Annotated in this window: 19 protein-coding genes and 1 pseudogene; 7 read left to right on the forward strand and 13 right to left on the reverse strand. The window is 40.1% G+C overall.

All coding sequences use genetic code 11. The annotated features are described in order from the left end of the window. Nucleotides 1-112: 112 nt before the first annotated feature. From R7190_RS20335 to R7190_RS20390, 12 genes and pseudogenes are all read right to left on the reverse strand, one after another. A complete protein-coding gene (locus R7190_RS20335; protein ID WP_031847834.1) occupies nt 113-565 on the reverse strand; it encodes a hypothetical protein in 453 nt (150 codons plus the stop codon). Further along, the gene (locus R7190_RS20340; RefSeq protein WP_083135615.1) at nt 537-2,651 is read right to left on the reverse strand and encodes an integrase; all 2,115 of its coding nucleotides are present in this window, start codon (nt 2,649-2,651) and stop codon (nt 537-539) included. The genes R7190_RS20335 and R7190_RS20340 overlap by 29 nt, the downstream gene beginning before the upstream one ends. A 9-nt stretch (nt 2,652-2,660) precedes the next feature. Beyond that, the gene (locus R7190_RS20345) at nt 2,661-4,349 is read right to left on the reverse strand and encodes a hypothetical protein (protein ID WP_083135616.1); all 1,689 of its coding nucleotides are present in this window, start codon (nt 4,347-4,349) and stop codon (nt 2,661-2,663) included. Continuing rightward, nucleotides 4,346-5,551 (reverse strand): annotated as a pseudogene (locus tag R7190_RS20350) (site-specific integrase). The gene R7190_RS20345 and the pseudogene R7190_RS20350 overlap by 4 nt, the downstream one beginning before the upstream one ends. 118 nt (nt 5,552-5,669) lie before the next feature. Beyond that, nucleotides 5,670-6,020, reverse strand: coding sequence for a hypothetical protein (locus R7190_RS20355; RefSeq protein WP_025634133.1), 351 nt, complete (start codon nt 6,018-6,020; stop codon nt 5,670-5,672). A gap of 10 nt (nt 6,021-6,030) precedes the next feature. Beyond that, nucleotides 6,031-6,426: a hypothetical protein gene (locus R7190_RS20360; protein WP_206946967.1), complete on the reverse strand. Its 396-nt coding sequence runs from the start codon at nt 6,424-6,426 to the stop codon at nt 6,031-6,033. Between the two features lie 91 nt (nt 6,427-6,517). Continuing rightward, nucleotides 6,518-7,531, reverse strand: a complete 1,014-nt coding sequence (rdgC, locus tag R7190_RS20365) for a recombination-associated protein RdgC (RefSeq protein ID WP_206946969.1) — start codon at nt 7,529-7,531, stop codon at nt 6,518-6,520. Next, complete coding sequence (locus tag R7190_RS20370; protein ID WP_054574958.1) at nt 7,524-8,522, reverse strand: hypothetical protein; 999 nt, start codon at nt 8,520-8,522, stop codon at nt 7,524-7,526. The genes rdgC and R7190_RS20370 overlap by 8 nt, the downstream gene beginning before the upstream one ends. Before the next feature lie 13 nt (nt 8,523-8,535). Next, entirely contained in the window at nt 8,536-11,097 is a 2,562-nt protein-coding gene (locus R7190_RS20375; protein ID WP_206946971.1) for a DotA/TraY family protein, read from the reverse strand. Nucleotides 11,098-11,105: 8 nt separating this feature from the next. Further along, nucleotides 11,106-11,726: a hypothetical protein gene (locus tag R7190_RS20380; RefSeq protein WP_025634142.1), complete on the reverse strand. Its 621-nt coding sequence runs from the start codon at nt 11,724-11,726 to the stop codon at nt 11,106-11,108. A gap of 2 nt (nt 11,727-11,728) precedes the next feature. After that, a complete protein-coding gene (locus R7190_RS20385) occupies nt 11,729-12,877 on the reverse strand; it encodes a hypothetical protein (RefSeq protein ID WP_025634143.1) in 1,149 nt (382 codons plus the stop codon). Nucleotides 12,878-12,888: 11 nt separating this feature from the next. Further along, the gene (locus tag R7190_RS20390; protein WP_025634145.1) at nt 12,889-13,212 is read right to left on the reverse strand and encodes a hypothetical protein; all 324 of its coding nucleotides are present in this window, start codon (nt 13,210-13,212) and stop codon (nt 12,889-12,891) included. 75 nt (nt 13,213-13,287) lie between these two features. On the opposite strand from R7190_RS20390, the gene R7190_RS20395 reads away from it, so the two are divergent. Genes R7190_RS20395 through R7190_RS20410 form a run of 4 tightly spaced genes read left to right on the forward strand, consistent with a single transcriptional unit; the run spans nt 13,288 to nt 17,221 of the window. Beyond that, nucleotides 13,288-13,806 (forward strand): hypothetical protein, encoded by a 519-nt coding sequence (locus R7190_RS20395; RefSeq protein ID WP_025634146.1) that lies wholly within the window; start codon nt 13,288-13,290, stop codon nt 13,804-13,806. After that, complete coding sequence (locus tag R7190_RS20400) at nt 13,799-14,590, forward strand: hypothetical protein (RefSeq protein ID WP_025634147.1); 792 nt, start codon at nt 13,799-13,801, stop codon at nt 14,588-14,590. The genes R7190_RS20395 and R7190_RS20400 overlap by 8 nt, the downstream gene beginning before the upstream one ends. Nucleotide 14,591: 1 nt before the next feature. Beyond that, nucleotides 14,592-15,911, forward strand: a complete 1,320-nt coding sequence (locus R7190_RS20405) for a toprim domain-containing protein (RefSeq protein WP_025634149.1) — start codon at nt 14,592-14,594, stop codon at nt 15,909-15,911. Nucleotides 15,912-15,913: 2 nt separating this feature from the next. Next, nucleotides 15,914-17,221: a hypothetical protein gene (locus R7190_RS20410; RefSeq protein WP_025634150.1), complete on the forward strand. Its 1,308-nt coding sequence runs from the start codon at nt 15,914-15,916 to the stop codon at nt 17,219-17,221. Between the two features lie 90 nt (nt 17,222-17,311). Here the strand turns inward: R7190_RS20410 and R7190_RS20415 are convergent, their stop codons facing one another. Beyond that, a complete protein-coding gene (locus tag R7190_RS20415; protein ID WP_025634152.1) occupies nt 17,312-17,818 on the reverse strand; it encodes a hypothetical protein in 507 nt (168 codons plus the stop codon). A gap of 72 nt (nt 17,819-17,890) precedes the next feature. On the opposite strand from R7190_RS20415, the gene R7190_RS20420 reads away from it, so the two are divergent. The 3 genes from R7190_RS20420 to R7190_RS20430 are packed head-to-tail and all read left to right on the forward strand — an operon-like array spanning nt 17,891 to nt 20,653. After that, nucleotides 17,891-18,520, forward strand: a complete 630-nt coding sequence (locus R7190_RS20420; protein ID WP_025634154.1) for a hypothetical protein — start codon at nt 17,891-17,893, stop codon at nt 18,518-18,520. Further along, a complete protein-coding gene (locus R7190_RS20425; protein WP_025634155.1) occupies nt 18,517-19,542 on the forward strand; it encodes a hypothetical protein in 1,026 nt (341 codons plus the stop codon). The genes R7190_RS20420 and R7190_RS20425 overlap by 4 nt, the downstream gene beginning before the upstream one ends. Next, nucleotides 19,532-20,653, forward strand: coding sequence for a hypothetical protein (locus R7190_RS20430; protein ID WP_025634156.1), 1,122 nt, complete (start codon nt 19,532-19,534; stop codon nt 20,651-20,653). The genes R7190_RS20425 and R7190_RS20430 overlap by 11 nt, the downstream gene beginning before the upstream one ends. Nucleotides 20,654-20,655 lie beyond the last annotated feature (2 nt).

A 20,655-nucleotide genomic window follows, 5' to 3' on the forward strand; every position in this document is an offset into this window, starting at 1 on the left:
GCTTTATGATTATGTTCGAAGACCGACTCACTGAATACATGTAACCCCGACAGTTACACAGAATTATTTACAGGGTCGCACAATTAAGTAGTGAGAATACTTGATAACTATATCAATCGGGGTCACGATATTCTTTTGACGTATTTGATAGTTGAACGGTATCTGTAGATTCTAATTCAGCAACTTTGTATTGGTATTGCTGAATGATTAGGGCGAGTTGGTTATGCTGACTTGCCATATCAGCTAATTGAGTTTTGTACTCTTCGACTTGAGAACGATACTTCTCTTTTAACCTAGATTCATTTGCTAAACGCTCTCTTAGCTTTGATAGTTTTTCTTCAAACATGTTCTCAAGATTGTTCTTGGGAGAGCGCTTTGAGGCCGATTTTTTTATCTCATCAATGACTTCTTTGTAGTAGTAGGCCGAGCCATCACCTAGCCCTGCTTCTTCCTCTACCGCTTTGACAGAAATTTTTCTATTTGGAGCTATACGTTCGGTTTTCCCACTCAGAATACGCTTTAATGCATTTTCCAGCTCAACCCTCGTAATTTGGGACTTGCTCATACTGGTCGCTTCCTATGTCGAACTTTTCGAATGGAATTTTAAATCGGTGTAGTACTTTTTCTGCTGCTCTAATCTGCGTTATGAAATGAGAGTACATTGAGCTAGTTAAGGTACCGATAGCATCCATGTCTTTTACTTGTTGAGAGACCCAAGCATGACGCTTTTGCCAATTTTCAACTTGCTCTTGGCCAATGAGTTGGTTTTCACAATTCATGCAGTTTGCGGGTGAACTTATCTTATGCATCTGGCACTCATATCCAGCCATGCAATATGAGTGTAGCGTACCAACTAGAGTTAGACGACCGGCCTTGACGTGGTCATTTATCGAATCCCAAGCTTTATATTTTTTAGGGAGGGCCAACCGGTTCTTGTTGATAGCCCCAGCCATATGCCCCATAAGGTTGTTAGACTCCTTTCCTTCGTACCATTCGTGGATTTTTTGTGTTGTAGACTCTTGAATAACATCGTTGATGAATGACTTGAGTTCAGTATCGATCTGCAGTGCTTTGATTTTACTGGCAAGGCCTCCTTCTCCATACCATTCTGATGTGGGGAGATCTAAGTGCTTAAATTGTTGTTTTATTGCTATGTCGTGACAAAGGTTGTGTCGTTTGGAAAACACAGCAAATGTTCTCCTTAACTGATGAGTGCTTAGCGGCCAAATATTGCCAATTTTTAAAATTTCAGCTGCTTTCTTGGGTTCTCTATTAGGGTTAATAAGACGAAATTCATTTAGGTCATCTTCGGTGATTTTGGCATCTGCTTTTTGACATATGCGTCGAAAATGCCTTCTCATACTATTGTCTTGTATAATTACTGGTTTTAAGGATTTACGCCCTTGTCCCAACCACAAGCAAGATGAGTTATATTCGCTCATTGGGTCTTCATCTTCTAACAGTTGAATTCGCATATGCCGTGAGAGAGCTTCCGCAATATTGATGGCTTTTTCTGCAAGTTTGGTTGTTACCCACTCTGCTGGTTTTCCTTTCCCTTGAGCAAATTTGTGGTGTTCTGAGCGGAGAACATAGTATTTTCTACCATATACCTCTTTTTCTCGAAAGCTATTGGAGTTTAAGCAATATAGCTCAGAACGACGCATTCCTGTAAGGGCGCCACAGGTGATGAAGCAAATAGTTTGTAACTCAATGATTGCACTGTGGAAATTACGTATATCGTTGGGCAACTTGCTGCTTAGAGGAGTGTTTTCTAAATGAGCACTAATTATGGACTTATACTTAGAAGGCATGTGCTTGTTGACTTCGACTCTATAGTCATAAGATTCTTTATTCATCCATTGCCAAGTTCCACTTTCTATTTTCTCATCAACACGTCTTTTTCCTTCTACGTAGTTTTCTCTTAGGTCATGCAGTAATTCATGGATAGCTTCTCTATGTGGGTAGTACTCGTCAATTTTTCTAAAGCAATAACCGTAAACCCTTTCCATTATTCTCGTCGGCATAGCATAAAACTGATTAGTACCTTCCTCTTTAGTCTTACCTGTTAACTCAAAAGAGAACTTGGCTGAAGTTTGATCGGGTGGTATGGAAAAATTGATAGGAAGGTACTTGGCAACTCTTTGTATACTTGTCAATGTATTGTAAATAGCTTCCACTTGGGCGTTTTGATAGTCTTGGGCTTTAAGGTGGTTACGAAACTCAAGGAAGACAATATTAGACGAAAGGTCTCCAATAGAAGAAAACCCATTTTTTTCAAGAAATTTGTATACTTGAGCTAGTTTTGAAAAACGTGCGAGAAGGGTTGTTGGTTTAATCACTGCGCCTTTTCTGTGATGGCCTGAAATGTAGAGCCATGAGAAACAAATTAGTTTCATTTCTTTAGCCAAATTTTCGTTTGAAAATGAAGAAAAAATAACCTGCTTTTTGTGGACTATTCTGGTGTCTAAGTATGCAGAAAAGTTCCATTCCTCATCCCCAAAGTAGCTTTGAGCACTACCATCATACTTTTTTGTCACAACTACATTATTTAACTCTATAAAATGGTTGTTTACATATAAGTCGAGCACTCTTTTATATTCGGAAATATTTTCCTTGAGAATATTCTTAGGTAGTTCAAATAATGGAGTCATAGAGTGCCCTTAGAAATCTAAGTTAATGCCTTCAGGCCATAGAGGGTGTCTTCCTTCATTCTGTAGTTTTTTCTCTGCTAGTCTTTTTACTTTGGGGTGTATGGTAAACATTATTCGATTGATAGAGCTTAAAAGCTCAGAATAGTTTTTATTAAAGTGTTGTTCATTGAGATGGTGAACTTTGGAGTCAACGATGGAATCCCGGTAGCTCAATAGACACCAGATGTCTTCGATACTTTCAATGATGACTTGATTTTCACAGTTGAAACAATTCTGAATGTCAGAACATGCTAGGTGGTCGACGAGAAAGTCTTTAGGACTGAAATTATTCCTTCGTCTATATTTATCAGCTTGGTTGGAATAGACATCTTTACAACCAGTTCCAATGATCGTCTTTTGACTATGTTTATCTGCATATTTGTTAAGAAAATCCTCATAGGGAAGAACTTCTAGTCCTAGTTCTTTTTTTGCAAACTCTTTTGCATTGTTTATATCTGAGCATCTAGCTGCCCCTTCAATAGTGTGAGTTGCTGCAAGTAGTTGTTTCTGGTTTTCAACCTGATTACCTGAGGAGTAGTGTTTTGATAGTGTGTAAGGAGTATTACCTAAGAGCAACGCTGTTTCTGTGGCATTTCCGGTTTTCGATAAATATCGATAACTGCCACTGGCACGAAACTTTGACGCCATAGGGCGTAGTGGCTCACCTTCATCAGATTTGATAGCGAATGTTTCTTGCAGCCATTTTGAGAAGTTTTGTATGTGCCCTTGTTCCAAGGGAGCTATGTTTCCTTTTTTAGCACGCCAAAGGAGGTGAGGTTCTGAAGATATAAGACTACTCAGTTTCAACAACTGTTCAAAAAATCGAAGGGCAATCTTGGGAACATGGAATGTACCGTTATCACCAATAGATATAGATACGTATTTATTTGCTCGTGGCTTTAACACGCTTTGTTCAAACCACTTGCCACCTTCAAACACTTTTTCTTTAGGTTTTGTCATATTTAGCAGGACAGTCGTGTTACCCCATGTGTAATACGACAGCATGAAATAGGCAGCACTAAAACATTTTGTTATTGGGGAGGCAATCTCATGTGTATGTTGGTTATAGGTAAAGGATGCTGTTCTTTGATTGCCGGATGCATTTAAGTGAACTTCTGGACTATCCATTATTTGTTTGGAGATCTGTCTGAAAAAGGAGTGGATAATTTTGATCAAGGAAGATAGCTCTCTATCCGAGTAGCCTTGAGTTGGATTGGGTTCGGATCGAAATAAACTGTAAGGGGAAAACCACTCAGCGCTTGGGTTACCAAACATTTCCAAACATTTTTTAGAGCAAGAAATCATTTTTCTTGCAGAATTGACATTCATTGAAGAGATTCGAACTTGCTCTATTAAGTGTCGTTCCCATGATTCGACAGCTGTTGAGCTTTCTGGATTAAGTTTTTTCGAATCACAAAAACGAACGTACTTTGCAAAATCTCGCAGGTAGCTTTGTTTTGTTAGATCCGAGTATTCATTTGTCTCGCTGAATATTCGGTACCATCTAATAACATCGGAATCTCGATTTGCAGGTTCTGCGTGTTGTAAATTTCTTTTAAAAGCAACACCTTTGTAGAAAAAACGAGTGAAGTCATACGTGAACGTTTGTTTGACCCCGGTGCGAAGTTTTATGGTTAGTTGCGGAGGAGAATAAGTCATAGCATTGCTTCCTCTAATATTTGATCTAACATCACCATGGCGCTCTGGTTTGCTTTTTCTTTTCTTAGGTATCGGATGTACTTCCATGTTGTTTTATCATCTTTGTGTCCCATCCACCCCATAAGTAAAGCCATCGCATCTCCAACATCCGGATAATGTTCAAGTAATGAATCAAGACGGTAGGTGCCATAAGTCGCTCTTAAATCATGAGTTCGATGATTGAACCGGATATGGTGTTTGTCTTGGATACGATGTTTTAAGCGCCGAAAGTGCTGCTGGATGTTGTTACTGCAAAGAGGGTTACCTAAATTGTTGAGAAGGAGTGTTTTGTATTCTTTTTCAGACTTTTGGCTGCGTCTTAGTCGACGTTCACTAACTGAGTAATCATACATTTTACGCATTAATTGGTTGGGTATTTCTACTTTACGAGTTCTATTGAATTTTGTGTGTACGCCGTTGTGAACACCGATTTCAACTTCGTATCTATGAATATGTTGTCTAGGCATTTCAACAACCGACAACGGAAATGTACAAGCCTCTTCAACGCGCAACCCCGACTGAACTTGAAGAAGTTGATGAATCATGAATTCTTCAGAGCTTTCTAAAAGGCAATCCGCGAAGAAAACTAACTCTTGTCTAGAGAGTGGGTTAAGTTTTTGTTGTTCATTTCTTGTTGGCTTTCTGATCCTGAGATCAGTTGAGCGTATTGCAAACTTAGGTTTGTTATGACTCATCATTCCTGAGTTAGCAATATGGACTATTTGGTAGTTAAAGGGTTTATTCTCTTCAGTGAACGTTATGAATCTCTCATGAGCAGCCCATTCATAAAACTTGATGACATGAAGAATCTACATAGACGCTGTAGAAAAGGCGATCTCACCACACCTCGCTGCTTTTAATAGGTCATCATTTCGAAAGCGGTAGGTAGGTTTTAGGTAGTCGTTTACTGGGAAATTGTCCCAAGAGTAATTATTCGTTTCTAAGAATTGCCAATATCTTTTAAGAGCACGAACACTTGCTGTTATGTCGGCTGCTTTTCGAATGTTAACCAAATAATTGAACCAGAGATTAACCGGAAGCAGATATTCGTTGTCTTTAGAGTAGAACGTAGGAAACCCACTCAGATGAATGGAGGTTGATTTATATGACGTTGGGTATATTCGGGGAACATCAAAACTTTTCGAGTTTACAACGGTAACCATACTAGCCTCCATATGTACTAGATATACAGAGGCTAGTAGGTTTTCCAGACTTTACAAATCTACAGGGTGGATTTTCCAGACCATGATCTACATGGTAACAATATTTTCCCCTTGGTCGTTATACAGTTCCAATTTTCTTGATTTTAAAGTGTGGATTAGTTGCCAGCTTTTTATCTAGTCGAGGTGCTAACCACTCTTTAAACGCTTTTTTCCGTTCAGCTTTTCTAACATCTTCCACAGCAAATACTTTGTATTTTGCTTGGTTTTTTGGCTCGCCAAGCCACTTCTTGATAGCTGAATCTGTCCACAATCGATCTGTTTTTAGTCGAGTTACCGTAATCCAGTTTTTCGACCACTCAACAAAACGCTTTCGCTCTTTGATAGCTCGAATCTCTTGTTGGCTTTTAACCCAATTGGGATCGACAGCAAACTGCTTGTGGCCGATAAACCTACCGCGAGGCTTAGGCATCCTTTTCCCCCTACGACTGGTTAGATGGTTCACGGACTTTGAAGCCGTTTGGTCTAGTTAGTGAAACGGCATCACCAACCCTAGATACATTCCATGTTTCAATTAAGTTAACTTGGTCGTTTATAACTCGCACTTTGATGTTTTCATTTTCAGGATCTATTTTGATGCAATTATTGCCTCCAACTGAATGAGAGTACCCAAACAACCAATTTACGGACTCGTTGGGGCACTCTTCGAATCCATGAACATAACCAATTTCACTATCATCAATCTGTAGCTCAGCTACAGGTGAGATGTAGATAGTAATATCAGCCATTTGCTCATTGACCATTTCGTTATAATCATCTACTAGGTCACAAGCACTCAAAAGAGGCAGTGCGATAGCTAATGTTAATATGCTTTTCAATTTCATCATTTCCCCTTAAATTACGTTTCTTGTTTTCAGCTCATCTACGTGGCGTTCTTCACGATAAACACGAGATCATGGCCCTTATACATCAATCAATGCTTTCAACAAATCCCTCTATTAGCTCAGATGTATTCGATTGTGCACCACCAGCGAATCCAGTTGAGCTATTTAATGAAGGTAAGATTTCTTTTATAAGGTTCAATATTGACAGTCGAGTTAAAGTGTAGGAGGTCATATCTTTAACTCTTTTTGCTTCCATCTCCTGGGCGGGATTATTGATCTCCATTTCCTTATTGGCCGTTTTTATTTTCTCTTTTAACAGCCCTAGTTGCTTGATCTTAGAAAACTTTAATTCGTTATTAACAGTAAACCCTAAAGTGGCGTTCCATTCGCAAGATAGTTGAAGTGGGCGCTTTTGCGCTAGTAAATTAGCATTGATTTCATCTGACTCAATATCCTGGTTACTGTATCTCACCTTGTTCGCACCGTTCGCTCTATTCTCAAATGCAATATCACCATTTTTAATTGCCAACGTAGGCGGTAACTCCAGGCTGCTAAGCCAACTAGTAAATACACTCGAAACATCATTATTAACTGTTAGCGGGCTCGCAGGAAATGTTTTGAATGTAAGCCTGAATAAATCAATAATCGCTTCAACTTCTTTGTTTCCACTTGAACCGATAAAAAGAAACTTTAGCTCAGTATTAAACCAAACAATGATATCTTTGAAACGTGTAAGCGATTTCGGTATAAGAAGGTTTTCACACATTTCACGTAAATTCTTGACATCTTGTGAAGAAACCTTGGCATTTACTCCCCATGTCCTGGGGGAATCTTGTGCAAGCTGAATCATTTTCTGCCTGACAGCTTCATCCAATGTACTAGATGCAACAGACCTAAAGCGCTTTTCTATACGAAAAATGTAATCGTTTTCCAGCTTAATGTAAGGTTTATTTGATTGCAGTAACTCAGCCCAACCATATTTAGTCTTAATCGCACCAGTCAAAGGTTTAGCCTTCAACCTTTCAAACATTTCAGAGTGCAGATTTGGGTCCAAGTTGAAGTCTTCAGGTAACTTGTAAATCACAAAGGTTTTAAACATGATTTACCTCGGCTTTATTGGAAAGTGGCAGTAAACGCATAGGATCTTTTTTGATGGCAACTAAAAATGAATACACAGAACCAAAGCGATTGGTGTCATATTGCCAATATAAATGCAGGTAATGAAAATAGATAAAGGAAGTAAATGCACTTAGCAAGGTCAAATACATGGATGTCATTAGGTAACTAAATTGAACCTCCGAGGTTACTATCGTTACAATAATAAATTTGGCAACACTGTTTACAGCGAAGAAGCAAAAAGCCAATACGAAAAATAGCGTTAGCCAAATAGACAGCTGTAGGTTTCTGGCTTTGCCTTCAACCTGTTCATCATTCATGTCGAAACCAGCTTTAACAACCTCATCGAAAGGTACAAGATTGAAGTGTACGGGGGTCTCCATGAACGGAACCATTTTCATATGGGCGGGGACAGCTCTAACAAGTTCCATGTACGTAGTTGGCTTCACTTCGGTACGCTGAATGGTTAAATCATACCGTCCATCTTCCCCTTTTTTTAAAATCAAACGGTTCGCTGATTCAGAGGCTGTCAACTGAGGTAGATGAGGGCTAATTTCAAGCATATCGTTTGCTAGCTGCTCATTAGAATCACTGGGACGCTCCTCGTGTTTTAGAACCAACAAACGATTACTGTCTTTCTTAAAATCAGGAACACTTCCATTAGCCTCTGAAAGCACACTCGATTCAAACAAGCTATAACCATGTTTCAGTAGGTACTCTCTATTGACTTCGGTGTATGAGTCTAGATAAGGCAGGGACGTTAAAGGGTCAAAAGATTGCTGATAATCTCTTGCAGACTTTATTTCATTTAGTAGGCCTCCAGGGAGCCTGTATTCATTATGAATACTCTCCAGAGCTCTATCTATAGGGGTTATATGAACCCACTCAGTCCAAAACCTCAGTCTAAACATATTCCATGTCCAATCATTTGGGGTCTTGCTTGTGGCGTTTTTAAAAAAAGTTGAAAGTATCATAGATTACATAGTCCTATTTGCTTGCACTTGGTGGTCGTTCAGACTTTTCGCCATTTCCTGTGTTTCCATTTCCGTTATTACCACTGCCATTATTACCATTGCCTTGCTGATCCTGTTGAGGTTGTTGTTTCTGAAGTGAACCATTAAAAGCATCAGACATTTTGTTGAAGGTACCATTCGTTGCTGATAGGTACTGATCAGAATCACCAAATTGACCAATAGCATCTGTAGCAACCCAAGACATTAAATTGTTGGCAAATAAGTTCGGAGCTTTTAGACAATAAACAAGTAAACCAAATAGAACGATTGGATATCCTCCTGTAAGCATCACTAAATCAAAAAGATCCCAAGAGGAGGGTAGGTTAACTCCAATGGACTTCCACCAAACGCTATTAAGGAAAGCTAAGCTGAGGTTACACATTGCAAAACCAAGCATTAATCCAATTACATGAAGAGTCGGCCTCAGGAATATGGCTCCGTAGAGAGCTGCCATTCTTAGACCATGAACAGCCATTAGCCCTTCACCTGCAGCAGAGGATAATAAAGCACTGCCCAGGGCAATGCCTGCCAGAGCTTCGGCACAAATGATGAAAAAAGCGGTAACAACAAATAGGAATGTAATTATTGGCACCATTGGCAATACATTTCCTAGAATAAAAGCACCGATAAGGCTAGATACAACCAGTGGAGCGACTGTTTTAACGAAGAAGGCCAAAGGTATAGCGAATGGAGCTGACAAAGCAGAACTCTCGAGGGCACCTTTGATGACATCTGCGCCTTCAGTTGCCAATACAACGATGTACCAAATGTTCTTAAGCGCTTCACCTAACGTAGATAATAACGCCAAAGCATTTGTAGACCCTGTAACGTCGAATAGAGCTCCATCATAGTCAATGCCGCTCATCCCTGGCGTTTCTATTGCAGATGCCAGATTACCATTATAATTACCAAGGCTTAGAGCTGAGCTTAATATTCCGGAAGCAACAGATACTATTGCAGACTCGTTGCCAGTCGCCGCTGCTTTTGCGTTTTCATTTGTCGAGTGAACGGCCATTAGTGCGGACCAGTTATTCAACTTCTGCGCCTCAGGCCAATCTGATTTTATGTCTCCACTCATTGCAAGTTGTTCAGTTAAGTTCCAAGTGAACTTTGGAAAATTGCTTGCCAGCCAATACGTCTTACATTCGTTTGCTTCATCTATTTCATCATCAAGAGAGGAATCGAAAAGGTTTATACTTGGAATCCATGAGAATACAGAACGGCAAAAACTGGTTCTTTCCGGTATATTTGTACTCATTACATTGTCTAATGAAAAACCTACTCCAGATGAAGCTAATTGCATCATTCCATTCATACGACTAAACGCTAGAGGAGCCATCATCCAGCCCCCTTCTGTTAACTCTTCGACCAGCGAGGATGAGCCTGATATGCTGATATTCGCTTTAGAACTACCGCAACGACTTGCTTCATATTGACCCTGCCAAGACTGAGATAACTCCCCCATATAACCGCGCTCTACAACTTTAGACTTACACATTGCTAAATCAACGTGCGCTTTGAATAGGTTTTCAGCTAACTCTTTAGAGCCTAATTCATTGAGTAAATATTCACGATAATAAGAGTCATCACTTCTTCGCATTGCCGTTACATATTTTGATAAATCTGCGTTCTTCAGCCGCGATAACATACTCGATACAAGCGTGTGTAATTCTGACATGAAAGTGAACGTAGCCTCTGTACCGTAGTAGTTCGAGTAATATGCAAGCTTTTGCTCCACTGATGAGCTAGCTGTAGGTTTACGGGCGAAATCAAACCTGATTGAACCACAGGCTCCTCCACGAAATTCTAAAATAGCGCCAGTATTTTCAGCCCCATTCTTTCCTATAGGCTCATCGACATAATTAAGAGAAGAAGAAGACCCGCTTGAATTAGGGTACATTGAGCTGATTCGTGAAAATGATGGAAATGAGTCGGTTGGGAATATGCTAGATGTCCCATTTGAATTAATCGATTTTAAAGTGAATTTTCTATCATTTGAGCTTTCAAACAACTCAGCACAAGAAAGCATAGAAACCATAGTTTCTCCAACTGAGAACACTTCACCTACATTCGTAGACGCTATTTGCGCTCCAGTATGATTCACATAATCATTTACTCCAGCTTTCCAGAATACATCAGCTGCTCCCGCACCATGGACGATTACATACATCCCAGAAGCTTGTCCTACCGACACAAAGGAACCAGCAGCATGAATCATAGGCGCCAATGACCCCAACGCTATTGCAATTCTTAATGGAACGTATGGTGACATTTTCCCAAAGACATGACCTGTAGCAGCAGCATTCATCATGATGTGACCAGAGTTATATATTACATTTATTGATCCATAGAGTAGGGCTAAGAAATTGAGCCCCCCCAACATGACCATTAAAGGCGTCAATGTCGCTTCTACACTCTGATTACCAAAAAGGTGATGTACCCAACCACCGAATAAAATTGCTAAAAAGTTTGTTGTCGACCCTGTCTGAACATGAGCCTCTATACAAGTAAGAGTAAAATCTGCACAAGTTGCCATAGGGGACCTCAGTTCATGGTTGCAGCTGTGATAGTGTTGCTCAGTGATTGATAGAAGAAATCGATGTACACAAGGAAAATTCCGAACCCCATATGAACAACAATATGACTAAACTTAATTTGTCCTGACATCTGTGGATTGGCTAAGAGAGTTATTCCCATCACACCTCTGAAGTAAGATATAACTCCGTAAATAGACATGACCGCAAAACAAGCTCGTATAGCAATAGAACGAGTTTGCATCCCCGTTCCTACGGTAGAAACATTGACTAGGTTAGTAGCTCGCTGACTTATGTCATCAAACATTGCCGCAGAATAGGGAGTGCTAAAATCTAATCCTGAACCATGCCAAAATAGACTCCCCCAAGCAGCTATTCCTTCTCCAAATTTCCACATAAATGCTGAAGCTATAAAAACTGCCATTATCAATTTAGGTGAGGGAGGACTTCCATACATTTGGCTAACCATGGGGGACGACGTTCTTGTCCTCATGAGGGCAAGCCATAAATAGACACCCTGGACAAATAGATATAAACCCAGCCCCTGAGCTACTAGGATTATTCCATCAACTAAAATGACAAATTCATGCGTCAGAAACCGCTCTAGAACGTCAGTGACCTCTACAGCCATAATTAGTATTTCCTTGCATTTCCAGCTATTTCATTTAGCAGTTGAGTTTGTAAGCCTAAATTGAATTCGCTTGATAACTGGGAATCCAGTATATGACCCAGCAGAGCAAGGACCCTTGCATCAATTTGAGCGTTCATTCTTTGGACTTGTTCCACAGTGGTAAAATTAGCCTTGCAAGCTTGACCAGCTGGTGTGTTTAACCAATCATCCATTTCACGCTGGGTATTTACCATTGCGGCTTTGCGTGAATAACAAGACTTGTCACCACCATTTCCGTAGAGCTTTATTTGCTCAGGAGAGTTATAGAAATCAATATCAGCCTTTATTTGCTCAAGAATAGATTGAATAGGGCGCCCATTTTCATCACGAGGGTTGGTGAGCCCGTTAACTCTAAGAGCTGTATTAAATCCAGCTGTAGTTCTTAGATGACGTTTAAGCCATCGGTTGTAAGCCATCTTTGCATCTGCACCCGAGTTTTCATTGATAACTTGGTTATTCTCACCGCGGGGCATTTTATTTATTTCACCGGAGCTAAAAAGTACTTTAAGCATGGTGTCAGTGCGCTCTTTCTCATCAGTTGATTTGGAGTAGCCACCTTCACCCATGCCGGGTAAAACACCTTTTATATTTAATAAATCGAGTTCAACAGTATCTCCATGCGTAACGCCCTCTAAAAGTGATACAGACTCATCTGCTAATGATTGCAGCCCTGTTTCACATCTATCTCCTTCACAATCAATTTCATCTGAAAGCTGCACAGCAAAATCAAGGCTATTTGTCTGGGCTTCGCAATAAAAGTCATCTGTAGCTTCATAAAGTGCAGACACCGCTGCTATGCCATCACACATCAATGGTGAGGGTTCCATCTTTGCTTGAAGCTCAAGGTTAGAAGTTTCCGAAACACTGTTAGAAATGGCCTGTGTTGATGCGAGTTCGCGCATCGTATCTTGAGATGCTTTCCATTCCTCCATTAGTTCTGTCATTGTCATTTCAGAAATCTTTAAACCCTTTTCTTCAGCCCATAACATCGCATCTTGAGCACTTTGGCTGATTATCTGACCTAAGCCTGTTGGGTCTGTACAGATTACGGCGTTTGCTGTCCCTGGCAATAAGACCGCCAGGGATAAACTTAATAACGTTTTCTTAAACATTAGCGTGCTCTCTATAAATCAAACCCACCAATATCAAATGATAGGTCTTGAGTTGGTTGAGACGGTGAGTTTCCATCATTTGATGGTTTGGATGGAGTTGCTTCGTTGAATAGTTCGGAGAAGTCGAGTTCAGGCACTTGTGTATGTTCAATAGAATGACCAGTCTTCAACGCCCTATCCGTATTCAATGCGTATTCTGAAACACCAATTTGCAGACACATATGTTCGAACTTTGCATCGTTTAGTCCAACCTCGCGATTCGAGGCAGGGTGGTTTCTTAAGATATGCATTTGTGGGTCGACCAATGGGCCGATAATTGAGTTATTGAATTTCATTTCAACCTCTAATAGACTCGAAACTAATGTCATATTACAATAAAAAACAACATCAGCAAAACCCAAAAGTCACCTATGATTAGACTAACGTTCGATAAAAAATGGATAGATGAATACTGGCAAGAGGTTGAGCCAAAAGTAATGAGCAGCATTTCATCCTTTGAGGCCAGAGAAAGCTGGGTTGTTGAGGATCAGTCTCCATCATTAAGAGAACTTAATCGCATTGCTGAAAACCTACCTCAATTAGCAAATTTCCCATTGAATCAGGATGTGCAAGAGCAAGCCGATCGGTTACTCGTAATTTTGGGGTGCTTACCGCTAAAAACGTCTTTAGCTGCTTTTGGTTGGCTGGGGGCTTTTAGTCAAAACGATCACAAATGGAATTACATTGTCTCTATCCACGCGAACCAAACTCTAGCGAGTCAAAGTATAGAAAACCGAAACCGGTATAAGTTTGCCAAAATTCTTCACACAAGATTAAACCTCTTCAACTTTCTAATCGAATTCGACAAGCAATATATGAGTGAGGATGCAACTCGATTGGCACTGGCAACTCACAAAAGATTAATTCAGGAGAATACTAAGGATGGATAATAATAAAATTATTCGTTTTGCACTTCTAGCTTCAGTCATTGCAACTGTCACTCCCTTTAAGAGTGAAGCAGCAAGGGTATGTCGACAAAAAGTCTCATTGCCAGCACCTTCAGCTGGTATATGTGACGTAGATACAAGCAATCCTAAGATGGGAAACCCATTTGCTTATATAGACCCGACTCAAGGGTGTGATTTCTCTTTTAGTTTGCCAGGTCTACCTTCGTTTAGCCTCGATGGTTTACAAGGAGCTCTATGCGATACCATTCAGGATATTGGGCAGCAAGGCATTGACGACGCACTTGGCCCTGTACTTGATGCGATTCCAGATAGTGTAGACCTCGACCTAGATAATTTGATGGAAGGCATCTTCGATGATCAAATTGAGATGCAAAGTAAATTTTGCCCTGTCTATGACGACAAGGGAAAACTGGTTTCGTACGAATGTGCGTCTGATGGGAATGGTGGCGGTGACATTATAGACATAGAAGACCCTGATCATGGAGACAGAGAATGTTATACACAAAATGGAATTACATACTGTAAGGATGATGAAGGAGAGGTAACTGAACCAGACCCAGAACCTTATGACCCTGAGAAAGACCCAACTTTGCCAATATGCTCAGAGTTAGACAGTTTCTTTGACTCTGAAGGTAACTTAATACCTTGTAGAAACGGTACAAGCAGACAAGCCGTTTACCCTCAATCTGAACAAAACCTTCCTAGTTCATCAAGAGATACCAACCAATCTACCAAACCAAAATGGGATGTGAAAAAAGGGTGGTAATGTGAATTTAATACTTGTTGAAAGCAGCCTTAAATCGAAGCAAGTTAACTTGGCTCTAGGTGCACTAGGTATTCAAGAAGAGTTTACTTGCGGATTTACTATGGGGAGAGTTTTCGATTTTAAGGTCGGAGACCCTTCTCTAAAGTGGTCCCCAAGGAACTCTGACGTATACCAGTATCTGTCTACTCAAATTCAACGCTCAGACAATGTTATCGCTATGACAGATGCTGACGAACAAGGAGAGTACATCGCCTACCAATTGCAAACCATAGCAAATCAATATGGTCGTTCACTTGTGAAAGCCGATCTGAGTGAGTTATCACCTTTAGGCATAAAAACAGCACTGAGTAAGGTTAGGCCAATAAACCTAGACGTTGTAGCACAAGCACATACAGAACGACTATTAAATCTTAAAGTAGCCAATTATGGTATTAATCAGGGTATTGGACCAACGAGTATTCATAAGTTAATGGTTGCAAGCCATTTAATGGATACACCTACTCTTAATGTAGCTACATTCTTAGATGATGAAAGTTCCGTTAAAGCCCTAACTTACAACACTTCCCTAAAGTCAGCCGAGTCTGAATTAGTTGAAGTTCCAACGAAACCGCCATCAACCTTAAACATCTACCAGAACGTAGCAATACACTACGATACGCCTGTCTGTGATATCGCAAATAATCTTCAAGACTTATATCAATCTGGAAAGCTTTCATACGGGCGTGTGACCGAGAATTATTGGTATCCAAGTGCAGAGAACTCCGTAGAAGATACCCTAAGCGAGCTTTGTGTAGCTATAGACATGGAAAGATTTGCGGCATTAACAGAAAGAAACCAAGCCCACTCAGCTATTTATGTCGTTGATCATCGTTCCGTGTACAGCAAACATTCAGAAGTAGAAATGGTAACTGAATTTACAAAAAGTGCTTTGGGCTTGAGCGATAAAAAGACGTATCTAGCTGATGCTGGTGGACCTATTTTGTCAACTGAAGAACTAGTTCAGCCTGGTTTAAAACGCAGCTCCCCAGATATCCAGATCTTACAAAGCTTAAATGAACTTGGCCTATATAAGCCTTCTACCAGCCCAACTCTTTGTAGTTCCCTTAGCTCAGCTTTTTACATTAACTCACAACTGAACAAAGAAGCTCTAAAGTTTCAGTTTTCTATCACTAAGCGTCTTTTCCCTTCTCTCTTAGAACATATAGAGATGCGTCAAAATCCAATCACCCAACGAGTAAACCATAAAGTAGATGGGACGGAACTAACTATCACTAACAACATGGCCAACACCTTGTTTGATAATTTAACGATGAGTAGGTAATCATGATCAAATTCCATAAAAAGAAAGGTTTAGCACTATCATTAATGGCCTTAGCCAGTTTCTACGCTTTTGCTGAGTATAAAACTGATAAAGCACCTATAAAGAGTAATCCAACAAGTGAGGTTTATGTAAGTGGCTCGAGTACTTTGCCAATTGAACAACTCGTTGAAGAAAAAATGAGTGTAACCACATACAAAATAATTAAAATCATGGAAGACACTAACCTTTATGCCGCCTTCACAAACAAAGGGACATTCATTGTTGATAGCGATGTTAACTTTGCAATTAAGGGGAAAATGATTGATCTGTCCAATGGCGATAACATCCTTGGTCGTATATTCGGCGCACATAAGGATGAGATACAGTCAATAATCACCAAAGAGAAGGCAATAGTTGCTTTCACAGATAGCAGTCATAAAGCTTCAGTCAAATTGAGCGACACCAAGCCCAAGCCTCAACCAATTCCAGCTGAACCTTCTGAACATAACACCAACTTAAACAGCTCTCATGAAGAAAAGATAAACGAGATTTTACGTAAATCTCCAGGAGTTCAGGCGTTAATCAAAAGAAAGTTGGCCATGGAAGCGAAACAAGAACAGCTTGAGCATCAAGAAAGTTCTGATTCTAGCAAACAACAACCCGTAACTCAGTCATCTATTCCAAGCGTAAGCTCCGAAAAAACATCTAACACAATCATGGATGAATTAAAGAACATCGAGCCTCATATGCGTCAAAAGTTAGGACCTACATACGCTCCGATGCTTCTTCCAGCAATAGATGATGATAGCTTTATTGTTTATGAAAATGATGCAGATGTCCCTTATAAGGGAACTTTGACAGTTGCTACCGATTTTAGTTGTCCAGTATGTAAACAGCTACATACTCTAATTCCTTCTTTAAATGCTGAGGGTGTAAAGGTACGTTACATGCCTTATCCTAGAAAACGGATTATTGATTACCCATTCGAGAATAACTTTACAGTCGATCAGTATATATATCGTACTCACCAAGAGCCCCTTAATAGCTTTGGTGAGTTAGTGCTTAATGGATACTGCTCTGATGATAATAAAGCCGCATACAATGAACTCTTTTCTACTAAGAGCTTAAGAAACTTTCCAAGTAACATTTCGAAGAGTTGTGAAACTAAAATGAGGGAATTCAAGATTTTGGGCGATTTAATGTTCGCAGGTGGAACTCCCTACCTAGTTTGGGGAGACGAAGACACTCCAGCAAGTGAAAGGGGTTATATTCGCGGAGTTATGAGAAGTGATAGAACAATTTTCGATCTACTAAAACGAAAGGAAAGTTAGTAACTAGATAATAACTTTAGAGATCATCCCAAACCCTGAAACTTTATTTGGCCCATCTTGGGCCAAATTTTTATTCAATATAATAAAAGTCTAATCTATGGGAGTTACTACTATTGCATCCGCATCGTCAGACTCATGATTACCGTCATATGGCACTAGAGTAATTAGAGAGGCAGATTCTAACTTGTTACCAACGCTTGCTGTAACAGGTAGGCACATATGAAGTTGACGATTCTCACTCTTTGTCATGTTATGAACCCCTCTGCGAGATCGTTCAGAAACAATCACCTCCGTTTCGACTTCATAATGCAATTGCAATTCGTGACTACTTGATAAAGAGAGTGGTGTTGGTTCTACTTTGAACCCGGTAAACTCAATTTTCTTTACAGCATCCCAAACTTCACCTAGTGGCCAACCTAAATAGTGGTTGTGTTTTGAATCAATAGAATAAGCAATCATAGAAGACATACTCCTTGAAAGTCCTATTCTACCTTCCGACACTTCTTTAATTTCTAGGCTGAAGATAGAGTATAGCTCTATGTCTGCTCGCCCACTAACTGCAGCAATCCAGGCTGCATTTCCCTCATAGTCACCCATTTGACACCATTGTTTTTAATTGATGAATGTCTTATATTATACAACTATTACCCCCCGCGCAACGAGGCAAACATGAGGTTAGAAGATAGCCTACAAGACCATGTTTTTGATTCAATTAGTAGGTCATTAGGTCTAACTATCAATGAAAAGCAACACCTTCAATTTGCAGTTAACTGGAACACGAATGAGTTGATGCTTTCGTCTTACATGGCTGCTAATGCTCTTAACGGAACATCTACGTTTGACTGCCAGCTGCCTATTGTTTCTATTGATGAAGATGGGGATATAACATCGCTCGAACTCCCCCATGAAATTGATTGGAGCAAGCCAAAGCAACAGTCCCTTCTATCCATAATAGAGATGCACGGTATTCGTCTTGATAAAAGCGAACCTAGTGAAAACTTTAAGACATGGCTAAGGGTTGCACAGCTGAATGAACTACATAGTGTTATTAAGCGATCTGTTGAACACCATCGTAGCAGCAATTCACCGAATGCCCATCAGATTCCGTTGTTATTAGATAGAACAGACTATCTCTTCGAACCTTCGTCAGGTTTGGCCGTACCTAACACGCAATCAATGCTAAGTAATCGTGTTGAAAACCAGATAATCAACCAGACAACCTACAAGCACAATCTAATTCCAGATAACGAAATAGTGGTTAACCCAGCATTAGACATTTCTATTGGGGTGGAAAGATGAAGAAATTCTTTACAATTGGGGTGGCTATAGTTGCATTCATTCCGTACACAAGCCATGCATTCTTAGCTTGGACGATTGTAGATCCAGCCAAAACAGGTCAAAAAGCTAGTCAAACAGCCACTGATGGTATGACAGCAGCTGAAAGAGCGCTGACTAAGTCTCAAGAAATGGCAAACGAGATCAATAACGCGATTAAATCATTCCAAAACGACGACAACCTCAAAGCTTTCCATACAGCTACTGTATCAGGTAGTCACTCTGAAACGCACAATTTGCTAATGCAATCAAAGATGGAAGTTACACCAGGCCTTTGTGAATTTGTTGAGAGGGCGTATGTAGCTAATTTTGATGAACAAGGCTGTCTATTCTTTGATGATGATGGCCTAACTAGTTCACTAGTAATTGAGGGGGAGAAGGTACTTCCTGGAAAACTAGCCGAAGAAACCTTTGATAACCTTAAGTCCAGCATATCTCATAGAGCTCCTATTGGCGCACCTAACCTTCACGAAGAATACACAATCCTTCTAAATGACACCTTTGGGCAAGCAGTATTGAGTGAGTTATCGCACGAAGACCGTTTAGCTATGGATCAGTTAGTTGGTCTATTAACAACTCAAAATCAATCTACGATCCCTCACCCAAAAGACATGAAAGGTTCTGACGATGAACTCAGATTAACTAGAAAACTGAATAGATACCTTCGAAGTGACTTAGCGATTGCCACTATGAAATCGAGTTATATAAAACGCTCCCAATTGAGCGATATGAACTCTATTCAGTCAGATATATGGCAAGGCAGAACGGAAGAGCTTAGCGATATGAAATCCTTAGGAATGCCTGTAGAGACAGTTAATGGGCTGTCTCCTAGGCCGACCAGCGAAAGTGTTGCTCGGATGGATGCAATTCAATCAGCACGATTAGCAAGATACCTTTTGGCCTACTACGAATCACTACTTACAAGAGAAGCCAACCTTGCTCTTAAGACTCAAATTTTAGCGGAGTTAGCAGAAAATGGACTATAACAAACACTCAATAACAGACCTTATTAACAGCATCCCGCTAGAGTCTATTAGGCTTGAAACACCTGACTTTGAATTCGCAAGCCAAGGACAGAGCTTAAGCACCTCTTCTGTAGCTCCCAATTTACCAGAAACTATCAACTTCACTCCAATATCAGAAATAACACCTGACACACCAATAAAACGGTATTCATTTTCACCTACCGTTAACATTGAAAGTACTGGTATCGATGCTGGTGGTATTACAAATGTAGCTGCGAGCTTAAAAAATTCAGCTATTGAGCACTCCGTAGGAAAAGGATCACCTTCAACTGAAGAGCATGTATTGAAGCATACTGAACCTGCTGAGGAAAAGCATATAAAAACAAAAGAAGAACCCCCAGAACAAAAAACTGCATCCCCAGACCAACCAGCAACTATTGAACGTAATGTTGAGAATGAAAACGTTCCTAAACAGGATGAAGAGAAACCAAATAATAGAAAAAAAACTACCCCACCAAGTAAGGAAAACGGAAGGGAGCAGGATAGTGTACAAAATAAAGAAAACAAGAAGGTCGACCAGTACAACCAAAACATAAATACAAATAGGAACTCTTATGGCCTATTTAACCTCAACCATAACGGCTCCAAAGCTCAAGGTGGGCCTTCTTTCTTAACAAACTCCTACAACAAATTAAAAGGAGAACAGCCAGGGTTGAAACAAATCAACAGTGTCATTGATAGGTCAAGAGATCTTCAACAGTCCTACCTGGACCTAAAAGGACTGATTGCAGAAGGAGCACCAGCTTCAACACTTAAAAAAGCTGAGAAAAACTTCGAGAAGATAGCTAGTGACCTAAATAAAAGTGTTTCAAAAGTTCAAAAGGGATTGGACAACCTTGGTCCTAATGCGATTGACCAACTAGGCAAAGCCGTAGGCCAAGACAAGCTATCCCAATGTAAAAAATCACTTGAAACTGCAACTAAATTACTTTCTGGAGAAAACGTTCAGGAAGTAGGTATGCAGACTAGCAAGATTGTCCAGAAAGCTGCGGAAAACATGCACAAAACTGTTGAAAACATTACAAATACAATTAACACAACCATCAACATGCTTGGGTTAGGAAGAGGTTAACG

It is taken from the genome of Vibrio sp. 1078-1 (genome assembly GCF_033340475.1).